The organism is Lysinibacillus sp. FSL M8-0337 (genome assembly GCF_038593855.1).
Taxonomy (GTDB): domain Bacteria; phylum Bacillota; class Bacilli; order Bacillales_A; family Planococcaceae; genus Lysinibacillus; species Lysinibacillus sphaericus_D.
In genome coordinates this window covers 3,091,752-3,115,435 of the sequence record NZ_CP151996.1, presented here as the reverse complement: position 1 = coordinate 3,115,435, position 23,684 = coordinate 3,091,752, and the positions used below count along the sequence as shown (strand labels likewise).

Genomic DNA, 23,684 nt, shown 5'->3' with positions numbered 1-23,684 from the left:
AGCAAGAACTATGGATTTAAAGCAGTACGTGACAACGGTTGAGAACTGGCCGAAAGAAGGCATTAGTTTCAAAGATATTACAACAATTATGGATAACGGTCCAGCTTACAAATATGCAACAGATCAAATCGTAGCTTATGCCAAGGAAGTAGGGGCAGAAATTATTGTAGGTCCTGAAGCTCGTGGCTTTATTATCGGTTGCCCTGTTGCCTATGCGTTGGAAATTGGCTTTGCGCCAGTTCGTAAACCTGGAAAATTGCCACGTGAAGTCATTAGTGCAGACTACGGTTTAGAATATGGTAAAGATACTTTAACAATGCATAAAGATGCCATCAAACCAGGTCAGAAAGTACTTATCTGTGATGATTTACTAGCTACTGGTGGTACAGTGGAGGCAACAGTACGCTTAATTCAACAATTAGGTGGAGAAGTTGTTGGTTGTGCATTCCTAATCGAGCTAAAAGAACTAAATGGCCGTGCAAAACTTGGCGATTTAAGCGTAAAAACTTTAATTCAATATTAATACTAAAAAAAGCTGTCCCCTATAATTGGGACAGCTTTTTTAAATAATTAATAAAAAGCTGCTAATCTATTTTGACGAACACCATCGTCTCTATGAGCTAGTTTATGAGCATTTCAATCCTGCTCTAATCATCAAAAATTACTGAATATTACAAAAATAAATTTAATATCAGTTCTTTAAATTTATATATACTTAAATAGTTATTTATGTTATATTTTAACATAAAACTTTCGCGATAGATAAATTAGGGGGAGAAAAAATGAAGAAGATAATCTTTTCAATACTATTTTTAGTAAGTTTTTTTGTAATTTCGACGGAACACAAGGTTTTAGCAAATGAATTACCAGTTGATTCATTTATTAATGAGAATACCGAGATTATTTATGCTGATCAGATAGAAATTCCGAATAATGGGATTTCCCCTAATGCTGTAGAAAATGAAAATTACTATCCTGGCACAAAAACATTAATGAAAATAGGGGATGTTTTATATTCTTCAAAATCATTAGTGACGTCTACAAAAATTGTTGGTCATGTAGGTATTGTCGGTCCTGACTATAGAATATATCATGTTAATCCTGTAGATGAAGTGGCTGGGAAGAGAGATACAGTCGAAACGTATAGTAGTCGACATGGAGCAAATGAAACAATTTATATTTACCGACCTCGTTCAGGAGGACAAGGGGCTGCGGATTGGGCAGCGTATGCTTATTCTTATGCTAAAGTTTATGATATTATTAATTTACAGCCTTTGAACACACTTTCTCCTAATTACTGTTCTAAGTTTATTTGGCAAGCATTTTTCTATAGCAATTCTGGAGATATTACTAATTTAAGTCTAACAGGTTCTAGTACAGCCTTCGTAACACCTGGTCACATTAAAAATGCTAGTATTTTTACTAATGTAGGTTCGTTCAACACTAAATAAAACAAGCTTTCACTATATTAGGGAGAGTGGTTATTATTAAAAAATTTTTAATTATCCTGTCTATTGTACTTCTATTATGTTTAACACCTTTTGTGTACATTCAAGTAAAAAAGCACATTGCACTTAATAAAGTAATGGAGTATCTAATTGAGGAAAAAGGTTACGATGAATCTGATATTTTTATGATTGAAAGTAAATGGACTACCGGGATACCTAATTATTATGTAAAAGTAACTTTTCAAAATGAACCTAATATAGTATATCTTTATTTTGCACATGATATTAAAGGACAGTTTGAGTATTATGATATTCGCGGAATAAAAGTCCCAATAGAAGATTTGAAAAATTATGACCCTTATAAAAACAATCGTTCCTAATTCATGGTATATAAAGGTTTTAAAGTTTTGTATACGACTAAATAGCACTAAATAGCACTAAGTAATATTATTAACATGAGCCCGTGATATTTCTAGTAGAAATACCATGGGCTCTTTGTGATTTAACGACGAATTGTAGGAATTTTTGTGCATTTACCTCAAAAATACCATCCAAGTGCCAGGTACTCAAACAATTCTGATAATTACTCGTAGGATTTCACTACTTGTTGTATTTTTTTTAGCGTTTCATAAAAGTCTTTATATTTTTCGGGTCCGATATCATGGATGATTTTCTCCTGAATGTCCATCCAAATAGGAGCTGCTTCTGTTAATTTTTGCATGCCTGTAGCCGTTAAAGAAATAATTTTTGTTCGGCCATCTTGTGAATCTTGGGTAATAGCAACATAGCCACTTTTTTTTAAAAGATTGACATTGCGGGTGATCGTCGTCTGATCAAGTGAAAGAATAATGCCTAGTTGACTAACTGAAACGGCTTTATGCTTTGCTATATTGGCTAACATAGCGTATTGCGTAACTTTTAAATTAGTAGGTTCAAGAATTTTATCGTATAGCTGCGTAACAATTCTAGTCTTCTTTCTAAGATTTGCACATACGCAAATTTGCGTATAGTCAATGTCTGTGTGTACTTTCTCCATCATAAGCTCTCCTTTTATGTTTTTTAATTGTTTATATTATATCACTTAAATGGAAAAAATTTCTTGACATCAAAAATAACAAGTTATTATTATGTATGTATATACATGTATTTTTATTTTATATGAAAATATCCTTAAAGTGTTCCATTATCCGAGAATGTAGGTGGCCTTATGAAACGTATTCATTACAGCTGGTTTGTTTTAACGATTACTTTTTTCTCCATTATTGTAGCGGGTATCACTTTATCTTCATCCGGTGTTTTTATTGGTCCGTTTGAACAGGAGTTTGGCTGGGATCGCTCAATCATCGCAATGGCATTTGCCATAAGTCTTTTTTTATATGGCATTTCAGGTCCATTTATGGCAGCACTACTTGAAGTTATTGGATTAAAAAAAATGATGGTAGCTGCGATGGTAATATTAGTTATAGGCATCTCGCTCACATTGTTGATGCAGCAAGCATGGCAATTAATAATTATTTGGGGCTTTATTATTGGTTTAGGAGCTAGTCTCTTTTTAACCGTATTAAGTCCATTTGTAGCGAATCATTGGTTTGAGAAAAGAAGAGGGCTTGCATTAGGAATACTAACAGCTAGTACTGCAACAGGCCAGTTAGTACTGCTTCCAGTTTTAGCGATGATGATCGAAAATTACTCATGGCGTTGGGCAATTACATTAATCATTGTGTTAAGTTCGATCATGTTAATAATTATTTTATTGTTTATGAAAAATAAACCGATGGATGTGGGGCTTCTTGCATACGGTCTTGACGAAGAACGATTGGAAGAAGTAGTAGAAAATAAGAAAAATCCAATCGTCATTGCCTTTAATGGTTTATTTGCGGCTGTGAAAGTGAAAGCATTTTGGCTTTTGGCTGGTAGCTTTTTTATTTGTGGATTATCGACTAGTGGCTTAATAGGTACACATTTTGTATCGTATTGTATTAGTTTCGGTATTCCATTAGTAACAGCAGCATCTTTTCTATCCTTCATGGGGATTTTTAACCTAGTAGGAACTACACTATCAGGTTGGTTATCGGATCGTTTCGATAATCGTTGGTTATTATTTTGGTATTATCTTTTAAGGGGTGCTTCCTTAGTTTTACTACCGTATGCATTAGTACAAGGTTCTTTACCATTGCTCATCATGTTTACTGTGTTTTATGGACTAGATTGGATTGCAACTGTACCGCCAACTGTTAGTATTTCAAGGCAAATTTTTGGTACTCAAAAAAGCGGGATTATTTATGGCTGGATATTCGCCTCCCATCAGGCAGGTGCAGCAGTAGCAGCATATGGGGGAGGTCTTATCTATAAACTTTTTAATTCTTATACTTGGGCATTTTTCTTGGCTGGCGTTTTTTGCGTTTTAGCTAGCTTGTTTGTCATCATTGTGAAAAAGCAAGTACCGAATGTCATGCATAATAGTGATTCAGCATAATAGTATAAACAATATGGAACAAACAATAGTACGCTAGAAAATTCATCTAGTGTGCTATTTTTTATTGAAAATATTTGCATTTCATTTGAAGGGAAAATATAGAAGTGGGGAGTGTTAAACAAATCGAATGAAATGTTTTGACTTCGCTCAAACAAAAGTTTATAATACAAACAAATATAATAAAAGGTGATGCTATGAATGAAAGAGAACAAGCGGTACTGGCTTTAATTCGCAAAAATCCGTTTATGTCTCAGCAAGAGATGGCAGATAAGATGAATCTGTCCCGTCCAGTACTTGCGAACTTAGTGTCGAGCTTAACGAAGCAAGGGAAAATTGTCGGTCGTGCTTATATTTTACCTGAGGAAAATGAAATTATTTGTATCGGTGGCGCGAATCTCGATCGCAAATTTCATGTAAAAGGAACTGTCCAATTAGGTACTTCGAATCCTGCTAGTTCCTCATTCAGTGTAGGTGGGGTTGGGCGCAATATTGCAGAAAATTTAGGCCGACTTAATCATCAGGTGACGTTATTAACGACAGCAGGTAAAGATGCGGATTGGCAAGTAATCCAAGAAGCATCAGAGTCATTTATGAATTTGCGCTATGTCGAGCAGTTACCAGATGCTTCAACTGGTTCTTATACTGCGATTATGGACGAGCAAGGTGAGCTTGCATTAGCTGTGGCGAACATGGAAGTTTATGATTTATTGTTGCCGAGTTTGTTAAAGAAATACGAGGCAATGCTTATGAATGCTGGCTGCTTTATTATGGATTTAAATTGCCCGAAAGAAACAGTGGTGTATATCCAACAAGTCGCGATTGCGCGCGCTATTCCATTTGTTATCGTTCCGGTATCTTCTCCCAAAATGAATCGACTACCGGATACATTGCAAGGTGTTACGTGGTTTATATGTAATACGGACGAAGCAGAAACGATTGTTGGTCATACAATCAATAACGAGGCAAACTATGACCAAGCGATTCAAAAGCTTCTACAATTAGGAGCAGAGCATGTCATTATTACGGCTGGTAGCAAAGGGGTCTATGCTGCCTCTACCACTAGTCCACCACGTCATTTTACTGCGAAAGCAATAAAGAAAATTGAAGATGTAACGGGCGCGGGTGACGCTTTTGTAAGTGCTGTCATTCATAGTTGGTTAAGGGGGCAATCGTTTGAAGTTTGCATAGACGCAGGCTTAACGAATGCTAAAAATACATTGGCATCCCCATATACAGTAAGACCTGAACTATCAGAAGAATTGTTGAAAAGTGAAATGGAGGAATAACATCATGAAAGAATTCATCGTATTATCAGAAGAAGTAAAAGCTGGACAAGCAAAAGGGCTACCCATTGTTGCATTAGAGTCAACAATCATTTCACATGGTATGCCATATCCTCAAAACGTACAAACAGCACGTGAAGTAGAGCAAATTATTCGTGATAACGGTGCGGTGCCTGCAACAATCGCGCTTATTGATGGGAAAATTAAAATCGGTTTATCTGACGAAGAACTTGAAATGTTTGGGAATGCACAAGGTGTTGCAAAAACTTCTCGTCGCGACTTAGGCTATTTATTGGCTACGAAAAAATTAGGTGCGACAACAGTTGCTGCAACAATGATTTGCGCTGAGCTTGCAGGCATTGATATTTTCGTTACAGGTGGTATCGGTGGTGTACACCGTGGTGCTGAAACAACAATGGATATTTCAGCAGACTTAGAAGAATTAGCACAAACAAATGTAGCTGTTATTTGTGCAGGTGCGAAATCTATATTAGATATCGGTTTAACATTAGAATATCTTGAAACAAAAGGTGTACCAGTAGTTGGATATGGCACGTCTGAGCTTCCAGCATTCTACACTCGCCAAAGTGGATTTGATGTCAACTTTAAACTAGATACACCAGAAGAAGTTGCAGCAATGTTGCGTGCTAAGTGGGATTTAGGCTTACAAGGCGGCGCAGTTATTGCAAACCCTATCCCTGAAGTCGATGCACTAGAGCATGAATTCATCACAAGCATTATTGAAAAGGCTTTACAAGAAGCTGAAGAAAATGGTATCCAAGGTAAAAACGTAACACCATTCTTACTTGGTAAAGTAAAAGAGTTAACAGAAGGTAAGAGCCTTGATGCTAATATCGCATTAGTGAAAAACAATGCAGTAGTTGGTGCGAAAATTGCAGTGGCTTACAACAAAGCAAACTAACAAGTAAATGAAAGACTCTTTGCGAAGCAAATCAGCCTAGCAAAGGGTCTTTTTATTTATAATAATGAATATTTTTTCCATTTATGAAACTTGTTCACGATATTATCTAAACTATATGACACAGTCCCTTTACAATCGACCTCTATTTTTTATACAATTAAGTTTATATCTAATCTGAAAAATTTGACGAGCAAGGTGGACATGTTATGGCGAAAGAGCAAATTTTGACTCCTGAGGACGTTTTTGAGTTAGTCAAATCCTACATGAATGAGGAAAATGTCGCATTCGTGAAAAAAGCATATGAATTGGCAAGAGATGCGCATATTGAGCAATTCCGTAGCTCTGGTGAACCGTATATTATTCACCCAGTGCAAGTTGCCGGTATTTTAGCTGAATTACAAATGGATCCAGAAACTGTGGCAGCAGGCTTTTTACACGATGTTGTCGAAGATACGGAATTTACACGTGATGACCTAGTCCGTGAATTTGGCGAGGAAGTAGCAATGCTCGTTGATGGTGTGACGAAGCTGGGGAAAATAAAATATTTATCGAAAGAAGCACAGCAGGCGGAAAATCACCGTAAAATGTTTGTCGCTATGGCACAGGATATTCGCGTTATCTTAATTAAGCTTGCGGATCGTTTGCACAATATGCGTACCTTAAAGCATTTACCTGCTGAAAAACAACGCCGTATTTCGAAAGAAACGCTTGAAATTTTTGCTCCCCTTGCACATCGTCTAGGAATTTCGACAGTAAAATGGGAGCTGGAGGATACTGCACTACGTTATTTAAATCCACAGCAATATTACCGTATTGTCAGTCTCATGAAGAAGAAGCGCGATGAACGTGAGGCTTATTTAGACAATGTTATGGGAGAAATGAAATCCCAGCTTTCTGAAGTCGAAATTGATGCGGATATTTATGGTCGTCCGAAACATATATACAGCATCTATCGTAAAATGGTGCTCCAAAAAAAGCAATTTAACGAAATTTATGATTTGTTAGCCATTCGCGTTTTAGTTGATAGCATAAAAGATTGCTATGCAGTGTTAGGTATTGTGCATACATTATGGAAGCCGATGCCTGGGCGTTTTAAAGATTATATTGCAATGCCAAAGCAAAACTTGTATCAATCGTTGCATACAACGGTCATTGGTCCATACGGAGATCCTCTAGAAGTACAAATCCGTACAAAAGAAATGCATAAAATTGCTGAATACGGGATCGCTGCTCACTGGGCTTATAAAGAAGGTAAAAAGATTGATATTGAAAAACAAAATGTCGATCAAAAATTAACTTGGTTTAGAGAAATATTAGAATTCCAAAACGAGTCTTCAAATGCCGAAGAGTTCATGGAATCTTTAAAATTCGATTTATTCTCTGATATGGTGTACGTGTTTACACCGGAAGGGGATGTAATAGAATTGCCAGCTGGTTCTGTACCTATCGATTTTGCATACCGTGTGCATTCAGAAGTCGGTAATCGTACAATCGGTGCAAAAATTAATGGCAAGATGGTGCCGCTCGATACACCATTAAAAACGGGTGATATTATTGAAATATTAACATCAAAGCAATCTTTCGGTCCAAGTCGTGACTGGCTAAAAATTGCGCAATCATCCCAAGCAAAAAATAAAATCAAGCAGTTTTTCAAGCGTCATCTTCGTGAAGAAAATATCATCAAAGGGAAAGAGATGATTGAAAAAGAAATTCGCGCGCAAGATTTCGACATGAAAGAAACAATGTCAGCGGAAAACTTAAAACGTGTCTGCGATAAATTTAATTACACGAATGAAGAAGATTTATATGCCGCAGTTGGTGTAAATGGTATTACAGCGCAACAAGTTGTTAATCGTTTAGCCGAAAAACGTCGTAAAGAGCGTGAACAAGAAGAAGCACTTGAAAAAATTGAGCAAAAAATGAAAAATCCTATTCCACAAAAACGCACAGAGTCTGGCGTTATTGTAAAAGGAATTGACAATATGCTCATTCGATTGTCTCGTTGCTGTACACCAGTGCCAGGTGATGACATTGTCGGTTTTATTACGAAAGGACGAGGTGTTTCCGTACACCGTGCAGATTGTCCAAATATTCAAATTGAGGATGAGCAGGAACGTATTATCGAAGTTGAATGGGAGAACGGGCTTACACCTGAGAAAAAAGAGTATCCTGTCGATATCGAGGTATCTGCCTTTGATAGACCTGGTATTTTAAATGAAATTATGCAAATCGTAAGCGAGACGAAAACGAACATTTTAGCTGTGAGTGGCCGTGCTGACCGTGATAAAATTGCCACTATTCACCTAACGATTTCAATTTCGAATATTTCCCATCTGCATAAGGTTGTTGAACGTATAAAACAAACACCTGATATATATTCAGTGCAACGTGTAATTAACTAATAGCTACAGCAAATAACAAGAGAAAAGAATAGTGTAGATTTTGATAGATTGAGGGGTTTAACATTATGAAAGTAGTTTTACAGCGGAGTAAGGCTGCATCTGTTACCGTACAAGGAGAAGTAACAGGTGCTATTGATAGTGGCTATGTGCTTCTTGTAGGCATTACACATGAAGATACAACAGAAGACGTGGCCTATCTAGCAAAAAAAATAGCTAATCTACGCTTGTGGGAAGATAGTGAAGGGAAAATGAATCATTCTATTTTAGAGCATGGAGGCGCAATCCTATCGGTTTCCCAATTTACATTGTATGGAGATACGAAAAAAGGTAATCGTCCAAGCTTTACAAGTGCGGCAAGACCAGAAATGGCTGCTCCTTTGTGGGAGGCATTCAATGATGCATTACGAGGGTATGGCCTACAGGTTGAAACAGGGATTTTCGGTGCGATGATGGATGTTGCATTGACAAATGATGGACCTGTCACAATTCTACTGGAGTCAAAATAGAGGTACATTTCCTATCATTCCTTCATATACTAAAAAGAATGGCTAAATGCGGGAAGGAAGTGCAATTTCGATGACGCAAATGGGAAGAGTGTCGAATCCTTATTTATATGAAACACTGAAAATGATGATTGGCCAAATGATCGTTGTTCAAACGAAGAAGAATATTCAACAAGGTCATTTGACCTCCATATTACCAGACCATATTGTTATCGAAATTAATCGTACACCTTTCTTTATTCGCATGGAGGAAATTGTATGGGTCACATTGGCGATAACATAAATAAATCACATATAAAAACCTTCATTTTCTTAAGCATATAGAAAATGAAGGTTCTTTTTTATTCGTGTGCATCAAAATAATCTAAAATGCCTTGATAGATGCCAAGTGAGGCTTGTTCTCTGAATTTAGCTGTTGTAATAACTCTTTCTTCATTGGCGTTACTTAAAAAACCGAGCTCGATCAGCACTGCTTTTTGTCGATTTTCACGTAGTACTAAATAATTCCCTTGTTGTGTACCACGATCTTTCAAATTAACTTTACTAGCTAATCCATTGTGTATGGCTTCAGCAAGCCCTTTTTGATTGTTGTTTAAATAATAGGAGGTAAAGCCAGAAATTGAGCTATTGTCAGTTGCATCATAGTGAATACTGATAAAAGCGTCCGCATCATGCTGGTGGGCAATGGACACCCGTTTACGAAGTGCTACATATTCATCTGATTCACGTGTCATGACAACATTTGCACCTGCTGCACTTAACTTGGAAGCAAGCAGAGATGCCGTTTTCAATGTAATGTCCTTTTCATCCGTCCCGCGTTGTCCAGTCGTTCCATGGTCATTTCCACCGTGCCCTGGATCTACGACAATTGTTAGTCCGTTTAAAGTGCCCTTTTTTCGTGGCTCAGACTTTGTTTTGGTAGTTGTTTTTGTTGCTGCATTATTTTGAGAAGTAGTCACAACCCAATTGGCAACGAAAGCGGTTTTATCTTCTAATTGAATTTCGTAAAAATCATCTTTAGCCCCTACAATGGGAAAAGTTTCACCTGCATCTACACGTTGCACAACTTCCGCAGTGGTTGTCGCATCTGTGCGTAAGTTGGTGCCATTATAAATAATTGTGACAGATTCAAGTGTTGATGATGAAGATGATGTTGCTGTTTTCGAAGTCGTTTTCACCGCATTTGAAAATGTCCCATAGAAACTATATACCCAACCAGCTTTTTTGTTACTATATTGAATTTGCACCCAATTGTGCTCTTGAGCAAGCACCTTATAAGATTGTCCTTTGGAAACAGTCCCTAGAATTTTGGATGTTAAATCGGCTTTTTTTCGGACATTTAACGTATCGACTAAAATCGTAAAAGTAGTCCCTTTCGATTCGGTTGTTGTAGATACTTCAACTACTGGTTCAGTAGTTGTTTTTTCCGCTTTTTCATTAATCGTCACATAGTCTGAAGATACCCAACCAATTAGCCCATTCCAATTGATCTTTGCCCATTCACCATTTTCTGTTATTAATGTGGCTTGATTACCTGTTGACAGTTGTCCAAGAACAGGAGACGCAATATCTGGTTCCGTACGGATATTTAGACGATCAACTTGGGAAATAACAGTTTTATCTATTGTTTGTTGCTCATTTATGGATGCTGTTAGCCATGAAGCTACCCATCCTTCGTAATCGCCTGTTTTTACTTGAATCCAGTCTCCCTCGCGACCGATAGATGTTAACGAATCGCCTTCTTCTAATGTGGTAATAATGGGGTAAGACAGCCCAGGTCCTTCGCGTAAATGAAGTATGGTTCCAGTAACTTTTAAATCACTTGTATCGGCAAGTGCTAGTTCTTTGTCGCTGATATGTGGTATCATAAATGCTAATAATAAGACAAAGATAATAGTTTTATGTATAAGTTTTGTCGTCATCGAACCCCTCCTTTCCTTGTGCTATTTTACCATGCTTTTATGCTAAAATTCGAGGGAAAAAGGTAACGGAAATCGTTTTTTTAACAACTGTAAGATGAAAAAAAAGAAAATAGTTGACATTACCTTATGTTGTGACTAACATAAAGGGTAATCAAAAAATGATTAACCGCTTATGACCAAGCAAGTAGCATATACCTCTATTGGAAAAGAGAGGGAAAGACTTAGGCTGCAATCTTTCCTACAAAAATGTATAAGGCGAATAACACTTGAGAGGCTTTTTTCTGAAAAGGATACTTAGTAGGAAAAAACGGAATCGGCCGTTACCCGATTATGAGGAGGACGCAGTATACGTTATGCGTCAACTAGGGTGGAACCGCGGAAGCATATACAGCTCTCGTCCCTTGCAATTATGCAAGGTGACGAGGGCTTTTTTTGTTGGATTTCTTTTGAACAAGGTCGGTCTATCTACAGTATGTTCGTATTTTACATACGAAGGCTAGCTCATAAGCAATTGAAAAGGAGGTATTTTCATGACTTTTAAAGTGCCACGAGGAACACAAGACATATTGCCAGGTCAATCAGAAAAATGGCAAAAGGTTGAATCGATTATTCGTGATATATGTCGTGTCTATCGATATAACGAAATTCGTACGCCGATTTTTGAACAAACAGATTTATTTGCACGCGGTGTTGGTGAAACAACGGATGTCGTCCAAAAGGAGATGTATACATTTGAAGACCGCGGGGGTCGTTCATTAACATTGCGCCCTGAAAATACAGCCGGCGTTGTACGTGCCTATGTAGAACATAAAATGTTTGGGGCACCTGATCAGCCTGTCAAGCTATCTTATATTGGACCAATGTTCCGTTATGAACGCCAACAGGCTGGTCGTTACCGTCAATTTGTGCAATTCGGCGTTGAAGCAATTGGCTCAGCGGATCCTGCTATTGATGCTGAAGTCATTGCACTAGCTATGGACATTTATGAATCAACAGGCTTAAAGGATTTAAAATTAGTAATCAACTCTCTTGGGGATAAAGAAACACGTGATGCCCATCGGACAGCGTTGATTAACCATTTCGAGCCACATATTCACGAGTTTTGTGCAGATTGCCAAAATCGTTTGCAAAAAAATCCGTTACGTATTTTAGATTGTAAAGTAGACCGTGAGCATCCATTAATGGCTTCTGCACCTGCATTAACTGATTTTTTAACAGACGATTCAGCGGCATATTTCGCTCAAGTTAAATCATATTTAGATACGCTTGGTATTACGTATGAAGTAGATCCAAACTTAGTACGCGGTCTTGACTACTATAACCATACTACATTTGAAATTATGTCTACTGCTGATGGCTTTGGTGCTATCACAACACTTTGTGGTGGCGGTCGTTACAATGGATTAGTAGAGGAAATTGGTGGTCCTAATGTACCAGGTATAGGCTTTGCGTTAAGTATTGAGCGTTTATTATTAGCGCTTGAAGCCGAAGCAGTGGAGTTAGATACAGAATCATCGTTAGATGTTTACATGATTGCCATGGGTGCTGAAGCAAAGCTAAAGGCAGTAGAGCTAACAAGTTCATTCCGTGCAAAAGGCATTGCAACCGACATGGATTACCTAGATCGTAAAATGAAAGCCCAAATGAAATCTGCAGACCGATTAGGTGCTCAATATACAATCGTCTTAGGTGAAACAGAAATGGAAGAACAAGCAGCGACAGTCAAACATATGGCATCTGGGGAGCAACAAAAAGTCGCTTTCTCAGAATTAGTGAACTACTTACTTAAATAAATGATATAGATGTTGGAGGAAATACAAAATGGCAAAAAGAACTCATGCTAGTAACGAACTTTCTGAAACGTTACAAGGCGAACACGTTGTATTGAAAGGTTGGGTGCAACGCCGTCGCGATTTAGGTGGTCTAATTTTTATCGACCTACGTGACCGTACAGGTATTACACAAGTTGTATTTAGCCCTGATGTAGCAGAAGCACATGCTTTAGCTGATAAAGTGCGTAGCGAATACGTAATCGAAGTTGAAGGGAAAGTTATTCTTCGTGCAGAAGATCAAATCAACCCGAATGTGCCAAACGGAAAAATCGAGGTTGAAGCGACAAGCCTAATTGTTATTAATACAGCAAAGACGCCGCCTTTCCAAATTGAAGATCGCACAGACGTTTCAGAAGACTTACGATTAAAATATCGTTATCTAGATTTACGTCGTCCAGTGATGTTTGATACGTTCAAAATGCGTTCAGACGTAACACGTACAATTCGTAACTTTTTACAAAATGAAGGTTTCTTAGAAGTAGAAACGCCAATTTTAACAAAATCAACGCCAGAAGGTGCCCGTGACTACCTAGTACCATCACGTGTACATGAGGGAGAGTTTTATGCCTTACCGCAATCTCCGCAACTATTTAAACAATTATTAATGGTAGCAGGTTTTGAGAAGTATTTCCAAATCGCTCGTTGTTTCCGTGACGAAGATTTACGTGCTGACCGTCAACCTGAATTTACTCAAGTGGACATTGAAACAAGCTTCTTAACACAAGAAGAAATTTTGGAAATGAATGAACGTTTAATTCAAGCCGTTATGAAGGATGTAAAAGGTATTGACATTCCAGCACCGTTCCAACGTATGAAATACCAAGAAGCGATGGATCGTTATGGCTCAGATAAACCAGATGTTCGCTTCGGTTTAGAGCTAGTAGCATTAAATGATATTTTTGATGGCTGTGATTTCAAGGTGTTTGCTGATACAGTAGCGCAAGGCAAGCAAGTGAAAAGTATTAACATCAAAGGTGCGGCTGATAAATATTCACGTAAAGATATGGACGAACTTACAAAATTCGTTGGTATTTACGGGGCAAAAGGTCTTGCTTGGTTGAAAGTAACAGAAGAAGGTTTAAATGGACCTATCGCAAAATTCTTCGATGAAGCGTTAGCAGCGGCTTTAATGGAGCGCATGGGTGCTGAAATTGGTGATATTTTAGTATTCGTAGCTGACAAAGCTCCTATAGTGGCGGCATCTCTAGGTGCTCTTCGTACAAAATTAGGTCAAGATTTAGGCTTAATCGATGAATCTCAATTTGCCTTCTTATGGATTACGGACTGGCCGTTGTTCGAGTACTCTGAAGAAGATGGTCGCTATTATGCAGCGCATCATCCATTCACACGTCCATTTGACGAAGATATCGAGTTAATGGATACAAATCCTGCTGCAGTGCGTGCACAAGCTTACGATATCGTGTTAAACGGTTATGAGCTTGGCGGTGGTTCACTACGTATTTATGAGCGTGATTTACAAGAAAAAATGTTTAAACTACTCGGTTTCACAGAAGAGGAAGCAAAAGCGCAATTCGGCTTCTTATTAGAAGCATTTGAATACGGTGTTCCTCCTCATGCTGGTCTTGCATTTGGTCTTGACCGTTTCGTTATGCTACTTGCAGGACGTACGAATTTACGTGATACAATTGCATTCCCGAAAACAGCAAGCGCAAGTTGCTTATTAACGGATGCGCCAAGCGAAGTATCTCCTGATCAATTAAGCGAATTAAGTCTCGCGATTAAATCTTTTAAAAGATAAAAACAATACAGAATACCTAGATTCTCTAACAATAAATGTTGGGAATCTAGGTATTTTTTGTTTATTTCGAAATTATCGCTAGAAATCGTTTGAATTATCTGAAATATGGTGTTATGATAACTGTAATACGAATCCTGATGTGTTTGTCTAACTGCTAACTCTATTTAACAGTTTTGACCGAACACTATATCGTCGGGAGCCATCTAATTTTGTAGTGGCAAACAAGCCCCATACGGAGAGGGACGTTTAAAGCTATGAAGAGGGCACCCACCTGCAAATTGCGGGTTCAAAACGAATGTTTCATTGGCATTACGGCACTATCGGGATTCGTCCATACATAGAGTGCTAGAATGTAGATAGGGCAAAGTCGTAAATTTTGCTAGTCTTTCTTTTAAAGATATAAAATTTAGAAGAGCATTCGTTAATGGAAGCGGATAGCAACGCTTACAGAAAAATGAGGCTGGGACATAACTAAAAAAATTTAAGGAACAGAGGAAAGGTGTTCGTAAATTTTTGCTATTATGGGAACTTGGCTATTTGCAAAAAAATAGAAGTGTTCACTAGTTGTTGGTAGCGAAGGCGGTGACTCCTGCTCAGAACGCACACACCGTAAGACGCTGGCATTCCGCGCGTTAGCGAGGGTTGCGGCTTACTGTGCTGAGCGGAAAGCGCCGCCGAAGCGGACAACAACGGCGCAGCAAAAAAGTGTTAGATTGATGGCAGTCAATCTAACACTTTTTCTCTTTTGTCCCAGCCCCTTTTTCTATTGGGATTAGCTTATTTTAAGTCAGGACTTTTTTGTTAAATTGAAAGAAAAATAAGAAAAATTGTAAAAATTACTTTTTATTTTCAAATGAACACACTATAATTGGTATAGACAACTAGACCATAATGCAAATAGATGTCTTTTTCTTGCACAGCCAAGTTGTTAAAAGCAAAGGCAGTGGAGGTGTTGAATTGAGCAACAGATTATTAATTTCCAATGTCACGATCGTCAACGATACCGATTTGCCGTTCAAAGGTGATGTTTTCATCGCGAATGGTCGGATTATGAAAGTAGGCAATGAATTATTCGATCAGGCAGAGCAATATATTGATGGTAAGGGAAAAGACTGGCTGCTATTCCCTGGTTATATTGATATGCATATTCATGGTTCTGCAGGAAGTGATGTGATGGATGCCACCGAGCAAGCATTACATCAAATGTCCCGATCCTTAGTACAAGAAGGTGTCACAGGCTTTCTTGCTACGACCATGACACAGGCAACAGATACCATTGAGCAAGCATTAAAGACGATAGCACAATTTGAAAATGATGGAGATGAAGCCACATTGTTAGGTGTGCACGTTGAAGGACCCTATGTGTCACCAAAGCGAGCAGGTGCCCAACCAGTGGACTATATGATTTTACCATCAATCGAGCAATTTGCTTATTGGCAACAATTGAGTCACAACCGTATTAAACAAATCACTGTCGCTCCAGAGCTGGAGGGGGGTATAGCGTTTATCAAAGCGCTACATAAACAAGGCGTAATTGTTTCGATTGGCCATTCAGATGCAACGTTTGAAGAGGTCGATAGAGCAGTGGCAGTTGGTGTGAGACAGGCAACGCATTTATACAATCAAATGAGACCATTCCATCATCGCAATCCAGGAGTAGTCGGTGGTGTACTTCTTGAAAATGCAGTGAAAGTTGAAATCATCGCGGATTTTGTCCATTGTCATCCTATGTCCATACAACTTGCTTACCGACTAAAGGGGGCAGCGGGAATTATCTTAATTACGGATGCAATGCGTGCGAAAGGATTGCAATATGGCAATTATGATTTAGGTGGTCAAACGGTCCATGTTACAGCAAGCGGAGCGCATTTACCCAATGGCGCATTAGCTGGTAGTATTTTAACGATGGAACAAGCAGTGAAAAATATGAAAGCGGTCACAAACTGTTCACTGTCAGAACTTGTTGCCATGTCTTCTGCAAATGCTGCACAGCAATTACAGCTACGTTCGAAAGGTCGTATCGCAGCAGGCTTTGATGCGGATGTGATTTTGTTAGATCAACAGCTAAATGTAGAAAAAACTATTTGTCGAGGGAAAGTTGTATTTGAGAAATCATAGTAAAACGCGTTAGGAAGGTGCCAAGCTTGTTAGATAAAAATTCTCATATACCAATCTATATACAAATAGAGGAAATATTAAAGCAAAGAATTTATTTAGAGGAATACAAAATAGGAGAAAATATTCCATCAGAACGAGAGCTATCAGTGCAATTTGATGTGAGTAGGATGACTGTCCGTCAATCCATTACCAATTTAGTAAACAGTGGATTGCTCTATCGTGAAAAAGGAAGAGGTACGTATGTAGCCAATCCGAAATTGGAACAACCATTAATGGGATTAACAAGCTTTACAGAAGATATGCGTGCGAGAGGAATGGAACCGAGCAGTAAAGTTTTGCGCTTTGAAAAAATTGTGCCACCTCTAGACATAGCCGGTGACTTGTTGTTAGAACCTGGGGAGGAAGTATTTTTTGTCGCACGAATACGAAATGCCGATTCTAAACCGATGGCAATAGAAAGAACGTATATTCCAGTGAAAGTTTATCCTGAATTAGATGAGAAAAAAATTATGGGCTCATTGTATGCACTGATAGAAGCAAAATTTCATCAGAAAATTGGCAATGCTATTCAACAAATGGAGGCAGCTATTGTGGCGAAGGAGGACAGTAAATATTTGCAAATTAATAGTACAGCACCAGTGTTAATTATTAAACGAACAAGTTATTTAGCTGACGGTGTGCCATTCGAACTTGTACGAAGTACTTATCGTGCAGATCGATACAAATTTATAAGCGAAATTAAAAGGTGATGCGATGCGAGCTTATTTTCATGAACTTCAAAAACTATTAGATATTGTGCTAGAGCAGGAAAATGCACTGATAGCCGAAGCGGCACAACAGATTGTTTTGCGTCTCCAACGTGGAGGGATTGTGCAATTGTTTGGGTGTGGGCATTCACATCTATTAGCACAAGATGCTTTTTATCGTGCTGGAGGGCTTGTGCCTGTACGTCCTATAACAATAGAGCCATTAACTTTATATGCAGGTGCTTTGACATCTTCGAAAAATGAAAAAGACCCAACAATCATAGCGCGCCATAAAGATCATTTTCATTTTCATGCGTACGATGTATGTATTGTTATTTCAACATCTGGGCGAAATTATGCCCCAATCGATGCCGCATTGTTAGCCAAACAATCGGGTGTCCTCGTCATGTCTATGCAATCACTTGCGTATCGCCAACAACCAACTCGTCATCATAGTGGTAAGCGATTAGAGGATGTGGTCGATGTTGTTATTGATACACATATTCCTGTAGGAGATGGCTTATTACATCAACAGCAGATGCAATATGCACCAGCGTCAACGGTTATTGGTTCTGCTATTCTTCATGCGTTATTTAGTCAAGTTATTGAAATAATGGCGGATTGTCAGGGGATAGTACCTGTTTTTGAGAGTAACAATGTAGAGTCAAATTTGCATCATAATGATGTTATGATAGCGAACTATCAAACTCGGATTAATTTTGAATGAAATTTGGAGGGGTATCGATGAAAAAAACATTTAAGATTACAACACCAGAAGGCTTACATGCTCGACCAACAGCATTATTAGTAACTGCTGTAACACCATTTGCTTGTGATGTTCAGTTAACTTACAATGACAAGTCTGTCAATTTAAAATCAATTATGGGCGTTATGGCACAAGGAATCGTAACAGGAAGTATTGTAACGATTTCGGCACAGGGGACAGATGCAGATCAGCTAATGCAAACTGTGACAGAGGTGATCGTAACGAAAGGAATTGGTGAAGAATGTTAGAGATAAAAGGTATTGCCGTTTCTGAAGGCATTGCCTTTGCTGATGCTTATTGTTTAGTGGAACCAGATTTATCATTTAAAAAACAGACGATTACTGATGTTCAGGCAGAAATTGAACGTTTTAAAAAAGCGCTAGCGCAATCGAAAGTGGAATTACAAGAAATCGTAACAAGCGCGCAGGAAAAATTTGGTGAAGAAAAGGCAGCGATATTTGTTGCCCATTTACTCTTATTAGAAGACCCTGAAATGTTAGCCGCTATTGAAGAAAAAATGAAATTAGGCAGCAACGCGGAGTATGCACTACATGAAGTTTCAAAAATGTTTATCTCCATGTTTGAAGGAATGGATAATGTTTATATGCAGGAGCGAGCGGCGGATATTCGTGATGTATCGAAGCGATTATTAGCGCATTTATTGCATGTGGAATTACCTGATATTCGTCGTTTGGCATCAGATGTCATAATCGTTGCTGAAGATTTAACTCCATCGATGACAGCACAATTAGATACCAAATATGTCAAAGGTTTTATTACAGATATTGGTGGGAGAACATCGCATTCTGCTATTCTCGCACGCACGCTAGATATTCCAGCCATAGTGGGAACAAAAACGGCTACAAAGGAAATTAAACACGGCACGCCCCTTATTATGGATGGCACAAAGGGCAACATTCTTATGAATGTAACACCAGAAGTGGCCGCTTTTTATATGCAACAGCAACAAGTGCAACAGCAACAACGAAGTGAGCTCTCTCAATATGTTACATTGTTGAGCAAAAGTGCTGATGGGCACAGTGTAGAGATTGCTGGTAATATTGGCAAGCCTGAAGACGTAGAGAAGGTATTACTTGCTGCGGGGGACGGTATCGGTCTTTTTCGAACGGAGTTTTTATATATGGAGCGGCAAGAACTCCCGAATGAAGAAGAACAGTTTCAGGCCTATCGTACGGTTCTTGAAAAAATGCAAGGGAAGCCTACGATTGTTCGTACATTAGATATTGGGGGTGATAAGCACCTGCCTTACTTAAAGCTACCATCTGAAATCAATCCGTTTTTAGGCTACCGAGCGATTCGAATTTGCCTAAATCAACAAACCATGTTTCGTACACAACTGCGTGCTTTACTACGAGCGAGTGCCTATGGCAATTTGAAAATTATGTTTCCGATGATTGCAACGTTAGAGGAATGGCGCATAGCGAAGCAAATGTTAGTAGAAGAAAAAGCTCAATTGCAGGCACAAGGGGTTGCAATAGCTGATGCAATAGAAGTTGGCATAATGGTGGAGATTCCTGCGACCGCGATGATTGCTGATTTATTTGCACAAGAAGTGGATTTTTTCTCAATCGGGACAAATGATTTAATACAATATATGTTAGCTACAGATCGTATGAATGAAAATGTTTCTTATTTATACCAACCCTATCATCCGGCTGTACTAAGACTGATTAAACAAGTTATTGATGCGGCACATCAACAGGGGAAATGGGTAGGAATGTGCGGTGAAATGGCAGCGGATGAAGTGGCGATACCAATTTTACTGGCTCTCGGTTTAGATGAATTTTCCATGAATGCCGCTTCTATTCTCAAAGCAAGGGCACAGATTGCAAAGCTTTCAAAAGAACAGTTAGGCCAACATATTGAGGCTATTTTAATGTTAGCAACGGCTTCTGATGTTGAAGCATATATAAAACAATATTTAATAATGTAATTATTCAATTCTGAATATTTAGTAAAAAGGAGGGCGTCATGGATATTAAATACGTTCCATCAAATGATTACCTACAAATTCATCGACTAAGGGATTATTGCTTTCCAAATAAATATACTGGTGCACGTCGTGACGATTTCCATTATTGGATTGAACATAGTATAACACTGGGCGCTTATGATGGGGATAAGGTCGTTGGTCAGCTCTTAATACTGCCACTGAATATGATGATACATGGTGAAAATTATGAAATGGGTGGAATTGGATTTGTGGCAACCTATCCAGAGTATCGTCAGCAAGGGATTATGAAGAAGTTGATGATAGCTTCGCTAAAGGAAATGCGACAAAAAGGGCAAACCATTTCAGTACTGGCTCCATTTTCTATCTCTTTTTATCGTTACTTTGGCTGGGAACTATTTTTTGAAAAGCTTCATTATACAATTCCACAGTCGAAGTTTCCTTATTTCGGTAAACAATACGATGATGTGAAACGTATGAGCTTTGAATGGCCAGATATAGCGCTATTTGAAGCAATTCAGCAGTTTCATAATGCACAGGCACACTTGACGAATGGTAGCATGCTACGAGACGCTGCTTGGTGGAAACGGATTGCAAGAAGGTCACCTGATAGTCACTTTGCCGCGTGTTTTTTTGCAAGTAGCATAGCTGGCTATATTCGCTATACGATTCAAGAAGGTATTTTTACCATCCATGATTTTATTGCGCGACATCATCTGGCTGAACAAGCACTATGGCGTTTTGTCTCATCCCATGCAGCAAGTGTACACACGATTGAGGGAGTCACAGCAAATGATTGCTATTTTGGCTTTAATTTTCAAGACCCACAAGTTGAAAAAAAAGTAACACAAGATGTCATGGTTCGAATAGTGGATGCTTTCGCTTTTATGAAACGTTACCCTTGGAATAACTTACAGCACACGTTATACGTGCGTCTTGAGGATACATTTTGTCCTTGGAATGAACAAATGTATATGATAAATAAAGATGGTCATGTTTCGATTATGGAGGCAAATTCAGTGTCTGAACAGCATATGCTAACATTACCAATCACCTTATTTTCAGCGATGATGGTCGGCTATCTTCGTGTTAAAGATGCAGTTGTTTTTAGCCAAAAAGAACTAGCAGAGGAAGAAATACAACATTGGCAGCAGGCGATTCCGTCGAAGAAGCCTACATTTTACGAATACTTTTAACTTCATCGTGTCGTAGATGAGAAAAGGAAACATAACTAAACGTAATACGAGAGGCGTTTTAATGTAAACGCAAAAATTTTTGAAGTTTTTTCTGGACTATACCAGTTGCGTAAATGCATTTATTTGCAAGTAATGAGGCAATAGCCCAATTATTTCAGTATGCGGTATAGGTATAAAATGGAGAAAAATCTATATTGTGGTATATACCAATAGATGCTATTCTCAGTATAAGAAAGCGATTTCATGAAAGTCGTCAAGATGATAATAAGAACGAAAAAGACATTAAAGGAGAGTGCTGACAATGAAAAATATTATGTTAGTGTGTGTAGCGGGAATGAGTACAAGTTTATTAGTTTCAAAAATGCAGAAGGCAGCGCAGGAACAAAATATTGAGGCAGATATTTTTGCCATAGCTGAAAGTGAGGTAGATAAAGTGTTAACAAATAAAAAGGCGGATGTATTGTTACTTGGTCCGCAAGTTCGCTACTTAAAATCGACTTTTGAAGCAAAATTCAAGGAATTAAATTTTCCAATTGATGTTATTAATATGGCTGATTACGGCATGATGAATGGTGACAATGTATTGAAACAGGCATTGAAACTAATTGGATGAGGAGGCAAGCCCGATGGAAGAAACAGCGATGATGCAGTCCGTTATGGGGTTAATCGTCCATAGTGGAAATACGAAAAGTGAATGTATGGAAGCGCTTCAGTTAGCAAAAAAGGGGCAAATCAATGAAGCAAAGGACAAAATAAAGCTGGCGAATGAGGCGTTAGTCGAGGCTCATCATGCACAAACAGCATTGTTAACACAGGAAGCAAGGGGAGAGAAAGTTGAAGTATCGATGCTATTAATTCATGCGCAAGATCACTTAATGAATGCTATAACATTTCGAGATTTAGCACAAGAAATGATTGAACTGTATGAACAACTCAAAGGGGAGTAGCATCAAGTATTTGATGTCACAATAAAAAGCAAAGGGAGTGTGTGGAATGTTCCGATTTTTAGAAGAAAAATTTGTGCCGGTAGCTGCTAGAGTTGGGAGCCAGCGTCATTTAGTTGCCATTCGTGACGGTTTTATTACGATTATGCCATTGACAATTGTAGGTTCGTTGGCTGTACTAATTAATAATTTACCAATTGATTTTTATCAGAATGCACTTGATTCTATTTGGAAGCATGAAACATGGACACAATTTGGTGGTAACATTTGGAATGCTACATTTAATATTTTGTCGCTGTTACTTGCCTTTACAATTGCTTACAACTTGGCGAAGGGGTATAACAAGGATGGTCTTTCAGCTGGCGTAATTAGTCTATCTAGTTATTTAACATTTGGAACGTTTGGTGAAGGTGGTTTAACAGGATTAACAACAGGTACGGGCGGAATATTTATCGCCATCATCGTGGCCTTGTTATCTACCGAACTATTTTGTAGATTAGCAGGCAATCGTAAGCTGCTAATTAAAATGCCTGATGGAGTACCACCAGCTGTATCGAAATCATTTGCAGCATTGCTGCCAGCCATTATAACGATTGGGATTTTCGCATTTGTGCGTACCATTATTACGGCAGGTTTTGGTATTCCAGATATTGTGGGTTCGTTTTATTCAACGATTCAGGAGCCATTTATGGGCTTAACAAATACATGGGTAGCGGCGTTAATTTTAGCCTTTATCCCAGCATTCTTATGGACGTTAGGTGTCCATGGTGCTAATATTATCGAGCCATTTATGCAAACGATTAATTCAGCTGCGATTCAGGAAAATGTCAATGCCATTTCGGCTGGAAATGTTGCACCTTATATCGTTAATAAGCCATTCTTTGATGCGTTTGTCAATATGGGCGGATCGGGTACAACCATTGCACTGATTATCGCCATCTTTATTTTTGCAAGAAAGAATAAGCAATATAATACCGTTGGCAAATTATCAGCAGCACCAGGCCTATTCAATATTAATGAGCCATTACTATTTGGTCTTCCAATTGTATTGAATCCTATTTTGTTTATCCCGTTTATTTTAACGCCAATGGTTAACGTAACCATTGCATTTTTTGTAACAAAATGGGGTTGGGTTCCAGCGGCAACGGTTGTAGCACCTTGGACAACACCGCCGATTATTAACGGATTTTTAGTAACGCAATCGTGGACTGGAGCTGTTTTAAGTCTTGTGCTTATAATCGTGTCAGTTTGTATTTACCTACCATTTATAGCGATGGCTAACCGCATTGCTAAACAAGAACAAAAGCATGAACTAAAGGAAGAGACACAAGCACTACAGCCTGAAAAAGCAACAGAGATTCCGAAAGTTGAAGTGTAATAGCTTAATATTGGAGG

At 38.4% G+C, this 23,684-nt stretch carries 22 protein-coding genes, 1 other RNA gene and 1 other annotated feature; of the genes, 21 read left to right on the top strand and 2 right to left on the bottom strand.

Going from position 1 to position 23,684, the window contains the following annotated elements; genetic code table 11:
• The first annotated feature begins 10 nt into the window (after nt 1-10).
• From MKY08_RS14955 to MKY08_RS14945, 3 genes are all read left to right on the top strand, one after another.
• The gene (locus MKY08_RS14955) at nt 11-523 is read left to right on the top strand and encodes an adenine phosphoribosyltransferase (protein WP_024363155.1); all 513 of its coding nucleotides are present in this window, start codon (nt 11-13) and stop codon (nt 521-523) included.
• A 259-nt stretch (nt 524-782) separates the two neighbouring features.
• Complete coding sequence (locus MKY08_RS14950) at nt 783-1,451, top strand: hypothetical protein (RefSeq protein ID WP_025220102.1); 669 nt, start codon at nt 783-785, stop codon at nt 1,449-1,451.
• 26 nt (nt 1,452-1,477) lie between these two features.
• Nucleotides 1,478-1,828 carry a DUF3139 domain-containing protein gene (locus MKY08_RS14945; protein ID WP_069513325.1) on the top strand — a complete coding sequence of 117 codons (351 nt, stop codon included), beginning with the start codon at nt 1,478-1,480 and terminating at the stop codon, nt 1,826-1,828.
• 203 nt (nt 1,829-2,031) lie between these two features.
• On the opposite strand, the gene MKY08_RS14940 is transcribed toward MKY08_RS14945, so the two are convergent.
• The gene (locus MKY08_RS14940; RefSeq protein ID WP_069513327.1) at nt 2,032-2,484 is read right to left on the bottom strand and encodes a MarR family winged helix-turn-helix transcriptional regulator; all 453 of its coding nucleotides are present in this window, start codon (nt 2,482-2,484) and stop codon (nt 2,032-2,034) included.
• 171 nt (nt 2,485-2,655) lie between these two features.
• On the opposite strand from MKY08_RS14940, the gene MKY08_RS14935 reads away from it, so the two are divergent.
• The 6 genes from MKY08_RS14935 to MKY08_RS14910 all read left to right on the top strand — a co-directional run bounded on the left by MKY08_RS14935 (nt 2,656) and on the right by MKY08_RS14910 (nt 9,317).
• Entirely contained in the window at nt 2,656-3,924 is a 1,269-nt protein-coding gene (locus tag MKY08_RS14935; protein ID WP_069513329.1) for an MFS transporter, read from the top strand.
• A gap of 194 nt (nt 3,925-4,118) precedes the next feature.
• Entirely contained in the window at nt 4,119-5,210 is a 1,092-nt protein-coding gene (locus MKY08_RS14930) for a carbohydrate kinase (RefSeq protein WP_069513331.1), read from the top strand.
• Nucleotides 5,211-5,214: 4 nt separating this feature from the next.
• Nucleotides 5,215-6,129: a pseudouridine-5'-phosphate glycosidase gene (locus MKY08_RS14925; protein ID WP_069513333.1), complete on the top strand. Its 915-nt coding sequence runs from the start codon at nt 5,215-5,217 to the stop codon at nt 6,127-6,129.
• Nucleotides 6,130-6,335: 206 nt separating this feature from the next.
• The gene (locus MKY08_RS14920) at nt 6,336-8,531 is read left to right on the top strand and encodes a bifunctional (p)ppGpp synthetase/guanosine-3',5'-bis(diphosphate) 3'-pyrophosphohydrolase (protein WP_024363150.1); all 2,196 of its coding nucleotides are present in this window, start codon (nt 6,336-6,338) and stop codon (nt 8,529-8,531) included.
• 65 nt (nt 8,532-8,596) lie between these two features.
• Nucleotides 8,597-9,037: a D-aminoacyl-tRNA deacylase gene (gene dtd / locus MKY08_RS14915; RefSeq protein ID WP_069513336.1), complete on the top strand. Its 441-nt coding sequence runs from the start codon at nt 8,597-8,599 to the stop codon at nt 9,035-9,037.
• A 70-nt stretch (nt 9,038-9,107) separates the two neighbouring features.
• Entirely contained in the window at nt 9,108-9,317 is a 210-nt protein-coding gene (locus MKY08_RS14910; RefSeq protein WP_069513338.1) for a DUF2642 domain-containing protein, read from the top strand.
• Between the two features lie 58 nt (nt 9,318-9,375).
• On the opposite strand, the gene MKY08_RS14905 is transcribed toward MKY08_RS14910, so the two are convergent.
• Nucleotides 9,376-10,956, bottom strand: coding sequence for an N-acetylmuramoyl-L-alanine amidase (locus MKY08_RS14905; RefSeq protein WP_069513339.1), 1,581 nt, complete (start codon nt 10,954-10,956; stop codon nt 9,376-9,378).
• 163 nt (nt 10,957-11,119) lie between these two features.
• Nucleotides 11,120-11,361, top strand: a binding site (T-box leader).
• A gap of 125 nt (nt 11,362-11,486) precedes the next feature.
• Between MKY08_RS14905 and hisS the strand changes: the two genes are divergently transcribed.
• The 12 genes from hisS to MKY08_RS14845 all read left to right on the top strand — a co-directional run bounded on the left by hisS (nt 11,487) and on the right by MKY08_RS14845 (nt 23,667).
• Entirely contained in the window at nt 11,487-12,749 is a 1,263-nt protein-coding gene (hisS, locus tag MKY08_RS14900) for a histidine--tRNA ligase (protein WP_069513341.1), read from the top strand.
• A gap of 28 nt (nt 12,750-12,777) precedes the next feature.
• A complete protein-coding gene (gene aspS, locus MKY08_RS14895) occupies nt 12,778-14,547 on the top strand; it encodes an aspartate--tRNA ligase (protein WP_069513343.1) in 1,770 nt (589 codons plus the stop codon).
• A 128-nt stretch (nt 14,548-14,675) separates the two neighbouring features.
• Nucleotides 14,676-14,878: non-coding RNA, 6S RNA (ssrS, locus tag MKY08_RS14890), on the top strand.
• Nucleotides 14,879-15,504: 626 nt separating this feature from the next.
• The gene (nagA, locus tag MKY08_RS14885) at nt 15,505-16,665 is read left to right on the top strand and encodes an N-acetylglucosamine-6-phosphate deacetylase (RefSeq protein WP_069513345.1); all 1,161 of its coding nucleotides are present in this window, start codon (nt 15,505-15,507) and stop codon (nt 16,663-16,665) included.
• 26 nt (nt 16,666-16,691) lie between these two features.
• On the top strand, nt 16,692-17,414 hold the full coding sequence (locus MKY08_RS14880) for a GntR family transcriptional regulator (RefSeq protein WP_024363143.1): 723 nt from the start codon (nt 16,692-16,694) through the stop codon (nt 17,412-17,414).
• Nucleotides 17,415-17,418: 4 nt separating this feature from the next.
• Complete coding sequence (locus MKY08_RS14875; protein ID WP_069513347.1) at nt 17,419-18,138, top strand: SIS domain-containing protein; 720 nt, start codon at nt 17,419-17,421, stop codon at nt 18,136-18,138.
• A 17-nt stretch (nt 18,139-18,155) separates the two neighbouring features.
• Nucleotides 18,156-18,425, top strand: coding sequence for an HPr family phosphocarrier protein (locus MKY08_RS14870; RefSeq protein ID WP_024363141.1), 270 nt, complete (start codon nt 18,156-18,158; stop codon nt 18,423-18,425).
• Nucleotides 18,419-20,131, top strand: coding sequence for a phosphoenolpyruvate--protein phosphotransferase (gene ptsP, locus MKY08_RS14865; protein ID WP_069513349.1), 1,713 nt, complete (start codon nt 18,419-18,421; stop codon nt 20,129-20,131). The genes MKY08_RS14870 and ptsP overlap by 7 nt, the downstream gene beginning before the upstream one ends.
• 38 nt (nt 20,132-20,169) lie before the next feature.
• Complete coding sequence (locus MKY08_RS14860; RefSeq protein WP_069513351.1) at nt 20,170-21,345, top strand: GNAT family N-acetyltransferase; 1,176 nt, start codon at nt 20,170-20,172, stop codon at nt 21,343-21,345.
• 301 nt (nt 21,346-21,646) lie between these two features.
• The gene (locus tag MKY08_RS14855) at nt 21,647-21,958 is read left to right on the top strand and encodes a PTS sugar transporter subunit IIB (RefSeq protein WP_038509826.1); all 312 of its coding nucleotides are present in this window, start codon (nt 21,647-21,649) and stop codon (nt 21,956-21,958) included.
• Between the two features lie 13 nt (nt 21,959-21,971).
• Nucleotides 21,972-22,292, top strand: coding sequence for a PTS lactose/cellobiose transporter subunit IIA (locus tag MKY08_RS14850; RefSeq protein WP_069513353.1), 321 nt, complete (start codon nt 21,972-21,974; stop codon nt 22,290-22,292).
• A gap of 46 nt (nt 22,293-22,338) precedes the next feature.
• Nucleotides 22,339-23,667 carry a PTS sugar transporter subunit IIC gene (locus MKY08_RS14845; protein ID WP_069513355.1) on the top strand — a complete coding sequence of 443 codons (1,329 nt, stop codon included), beginning with the start codon at nt 22,339-22,341 and terminating at the stop codon, nt 23,665-23,667.
• The last annotated feature ends 17 nt before the right edge of the window (nt 23,668-23,684 follow it).